General features: G+C 42.3%; 2 protein-coding genes. One reads left to right on the top strand and one right to left on the bottom strand.

Annotation, left to right across the window (positions count from 1 at the left end; all coding sequences use genetic code 11):
• Positions 1-900 (bottom strand): radical SAM family heme chaperone HemW (gene hemW / locus VNZ46_RS04080; RefSeq protein ID WP_325558836.1); only part of this gene is annotated, 900 nt, incomplete at its 3' end.
• A 32-nt stretch (positions 901-932) separates the two neighbouring features.
• Between hemW and VNZ46_RS04085 the strand changes: the two genes are divergently transcribed.
• The coding region (locus tag VNZ46_RS04085; RefSeq protein ID WP_325558837.1) for a DEAD/DEAH box helicase at positions 933-4,226 on the top strand (3,294 nt) is incomplete at its 3' end.

The following is a 4,226-nucleotide window of genomic DNA, read 5'->3' on the forward strand; positions in this document are numbered from 1 at the left end:
CAGCTGGGTCAGCTCTTCTACAGTTTCAGCAAGCTGGCCTTTATTTAACTGTTCCAGGTATCTGGGATTGCTGGCCATGTTCAAATACCGATTGGTGCCATCAAAGCCATGTGCAGATGGGCCAATGCCGAGATAGGGAACCCCTCTCCAATAATTAGTGTTGTGTACTGCGTATTTTCCCGGCAGGCTGTAATTGGAGATTTCATAATGCTCAAACCCGGCCAGGTCTAGTTTTTGGATCAGGGTTTGAAATTGTTCTGCGCTTTGGTCATCATTTATAGGGACCTGCCTGCCTTTTCTGATGTTAGAGGCAAGAACGGTTTTAGGTTCCACAGTTAAAGAATAGGCAGAAATATGTGGGGTTTGCAGTTCGATGGCTTTGCGGATGTTATGCTCCCATTTCAGATCGGTAAGAATTGGGTAGCCATAAATCAGATCTATACTCAGGTTTTCGAATCCGGCATCCTGGCTTCTTTTAATAGAGGTTTCGGCCTCGGATGCGCTGTGGGCACGATTCATCCATAAAAGATCTTCGTCAAAGAAGGACTGGGTGCCAATACTGAAACGGTTAACAGGAAGCTGCCTCAGTTCGCTGATCTTTTTTGCGGTGAGGTCATCCGGATTGGTTTCTATGGTGATTTCAGCATGTGAAGCGATAGAATAATGCTGGGTAAGGGTATGGAATATCCTGGCCAGATAAGGCGTGTCCAATACCGAAGGTGTACCGCCACCAAAATAAATGCTGCCTACCAGTTCGGTGATACGTCCCTTTTTTAAAATCAGTTCTTTGCAAATGGCATCGGTCATCTCCTCCGCATATTTTAAGGAAGTAGAGAAATGAAAATCGCAATAAGTACATGCCTTTTTACAAAATGGGATGTGAATATAGATGCCCGCCATTCTGCAAAGATAGATATCCGTATCTTTGATTGATGCCTGATAGAGAAATTATAATCGAAGACTTTAATATCGATGAGCTGAATAGTATTTTTATAGCTCAGCATGCGGCCCCTCCAGTTGATGTGGAGATGGGTAGTTATTATGAAGTAAAGCCTTTGGAGCCAGATTTGGGTTATTGTCTGTTCATTTGCAAACCTGGATCAGCAATGACAGCTTATGTTTCGCTTGTCGTAGAGGGACGGACACTTAGGATGGGTTGTGATTGTAAGGAACGCGGCATTGGTTTGTGCAGCCATCAGGTACAGGTGCTCTATAATTTGATTCGCAGAGACAATATCCGTTTGTTTTTTGATAAAGGCTTGAGAAGGGAAAAGATGCTGCGGGTGGCGAAGGATTATGGTTTGGAACAAGAGCCGGATCTGGACCGTTTCTTTCGGGCAGAGTACAACGGCGGATCGGTCGAGATTAAACCCATCTCCAAAGCACTTTTTAAAGTGAATTCAGAAACGACCACTGCACTTGCCGCTAGTTTATTGCCGGCAAATCCGGCAGGAAGCCGGGGGAAAGAGAGCGGTAGGAGCAGAAGGGTTATTGTGCTTAGAAAACACAAATATTACAGACATTTGTATATTGAATTGTACGAAGGCGAGGAGACCCAGCAGGGAAAGGTGAAGAATCCATTGATTCTGATTAACCCTATGGATCTGATCTGGAAGGCCGAGGATAAGGATGAACTGAAATTCTATACTGCTGTAGCCAAGTTTCAAAACGCTTATGAATCGGAACGGTCTGATTCAGATATTGAGGCTTTAAAGGCATTGGCGAGAAATCCTTTTGGTTTGGAAGTATTTGAGCACAAGGATGGAGCGAAAAGTGTGAGCACCAGTTCGCTCAGCCCGGTGATGCTTAAGGCACTAAATATTGATATTAAAATTTCTGTAGATCAGAGTGATGCTTTTTACCAGGTGGCCGGACAGCTTTATCTGGAAGACAGATCTTATGACCTGGAAAAATTACAGGTAAAGTTTAACTATTTTCTGGATTACAATAAGACGCTTTATCTGATCGATAACCCGGACTTTTTGAAGATGATTGATTTCTTTAAACAGCACAACAATAAAATTCTGATTCATCAGTCTAAATTTGACGAATTTCAACAAAATATACTTGCCCGTCTGGAAGATAAAATTCATGTTTCCTATTCTTATCTGAAACCGGCTACAGCAAAGCAATTGAAGGAACAACATTTTGACTTGCCTAATGAACAGCTGATTTATCTGTCTGATGAAGGAGATTATGTTTTGCTGACACCTGTATTGAAATATGGTGGTGTAGAAGTTCCTGTATTGAGTAAGAAAACAATTTATTCTGTGGATGCCAAGGGCAATCCTTTTACCGTGAAACGGGATGAGCCTTTGGAACTTAGGTTGACTTCAGTCTTAATCCGGCAGCATCCTCATTTTGAGGAACAACTGGATCACACCCATTTTTACTTGCATAAATCCAGGTTTTTGGACAATGGCTGGTTTTTGGATGCATTTGAGGAGTGGAAGCAGGAAGGCATCACAGTACTTGGGTTCAATGAATTGAAGAATAATAAGCTGAGTCCTCACAAGGCAAAGATTGACATTAAGGTGTTGAGCGGACTGGATTGGTTTGAGACTTCTGCAGATGTTCGTTTTGGAAGTGAAAAGGTGTCTTTAAAATATTTGCACAAATCGATCCGGAACAAGAGCAAATTTGTACAATTGGGGGATGGTACCTTGGGTATTTTACCGGATGAATGGATCGAGAAATTCTCTAAGTATTTTAATTCCGGCGAGGTGTCAGAAGAAGTGATCCGGACGCCTAAAGTAAATTTTGCGTCTATTGCGGAGATGTATGGAGAGGAAGTACTGTCGAAAGAAGTTAAGCTTGAGCTGGCGATGTTCAATTCCAGGATTTCAGATTTTCATTCTATTACAGAAGTGAATGTCCCTTCGGGCTTTGCAGGCGAATTGAGGGCTTATCAGTTGCAGGGTTTAAACTGGCTGAACTTTTTGGATGAATTTGGTTTTGGTGGTTGTCTGGCAGATGATATGGGACTGGGTAAAACCATTCAGATCATTGCTTTCATATTGCTGCAAAAAGAGCGTGGACGGCAGGCCAGCCTGATTGTGGTGCCAACAAGTCTTATTTTTAACTGGCAGACGGAGCTGACCAGATTTGCTCCTTTGTTAAAGGTTCATACATTGTATGGGGCGGAGAGGCGAAAGGATACCAGTCCTTTTAATCAGGCAGATGTAGTGATCACTTCTTATGGAACGATGCTGTATGATCTGAATTTTATAAAGAAGTTTGAGTTCAATTATGTGTTTCTTGATGAATCTCAATCGGTAAAAAACCCTTCTTCCCAACGTTATCATGCCGCCGCCTTGTTGCGTTCGAGAAATAAGATTATGATTACCGGAACACCTGTGGAGAACAGTACTTTTGATCTGTACGGTCAGCTTTCGCTGGCCAGTCCTGGTCTTTTGGGTTCCAGACAGTATTTTAAAGATCATTATTCCACGCCTATTGATAAATTTAAAGATATTAAGAGATCGCTGGAGCTGCAGAAAAAGGTCAGACCTTTTATTTTGCGCCGGACGAAGAAACAGGTGGCGGAGGAACTTCCGGATAAAACGGAGATGGTTTTGTATTGTGAGATGGGAGAGGAGCAGAGAAAAGTATATGATTCTTATAAGGAAGAATACCGTAACTTCCTTTTAACACATAAGGAAGAGGATCTTTCAAAGCACAGTATACATGTTTTAAAAGGCTTGACCATATTGAGGCAGATCTGTAATTCGCCGGCTCTGTTGAAAGAAGATGTTTTTTATGGAGAAGCTTCTTCTAAGATTACAGTACTGATGGAGGAAATAGAGAGCAAATCATCCCAGCATAAAATTCTTGTTTTTTCTCAGTTTGTAACCATGCTGGATTTGATCAAAAAGGAACTGATACAGCGGGATATTTCATTTGAATACCTGACAGGACAATCTAGAAACAGGGCGGCAAAAGTGAACGAATTTCAGCAAAATGATGGGGTCAGGGTCTTTTTGATCAGTTTAAAAGCTGGGGGTGTTGGCCTGAATTTAACAGAGGCGGATTATGTGTATCTGGTAGACCCCTGGTGGAACCCGGCTGTGGAAAACCAGGCGATTGACAGGAGTTACCGTATTGGACAAAAGAAAAATGTGATTGCAGTAAGGTTGATTTGTCCGGGAACCATAGAAGAGAAGATCATGAGGTTGCAGGAGCAGAAGAAAGATCTCGTCAAAGACCTGATCAAAACAGATGCGGCC

This window comes from Pedobacter sp. (genome assembly GCF_035566355.1).
Lineage (GTDB): Bacteria > Bacteroidota > Bacteroidia > Sphingobacteriales > Sphingobacteriaceae > Pedobacter.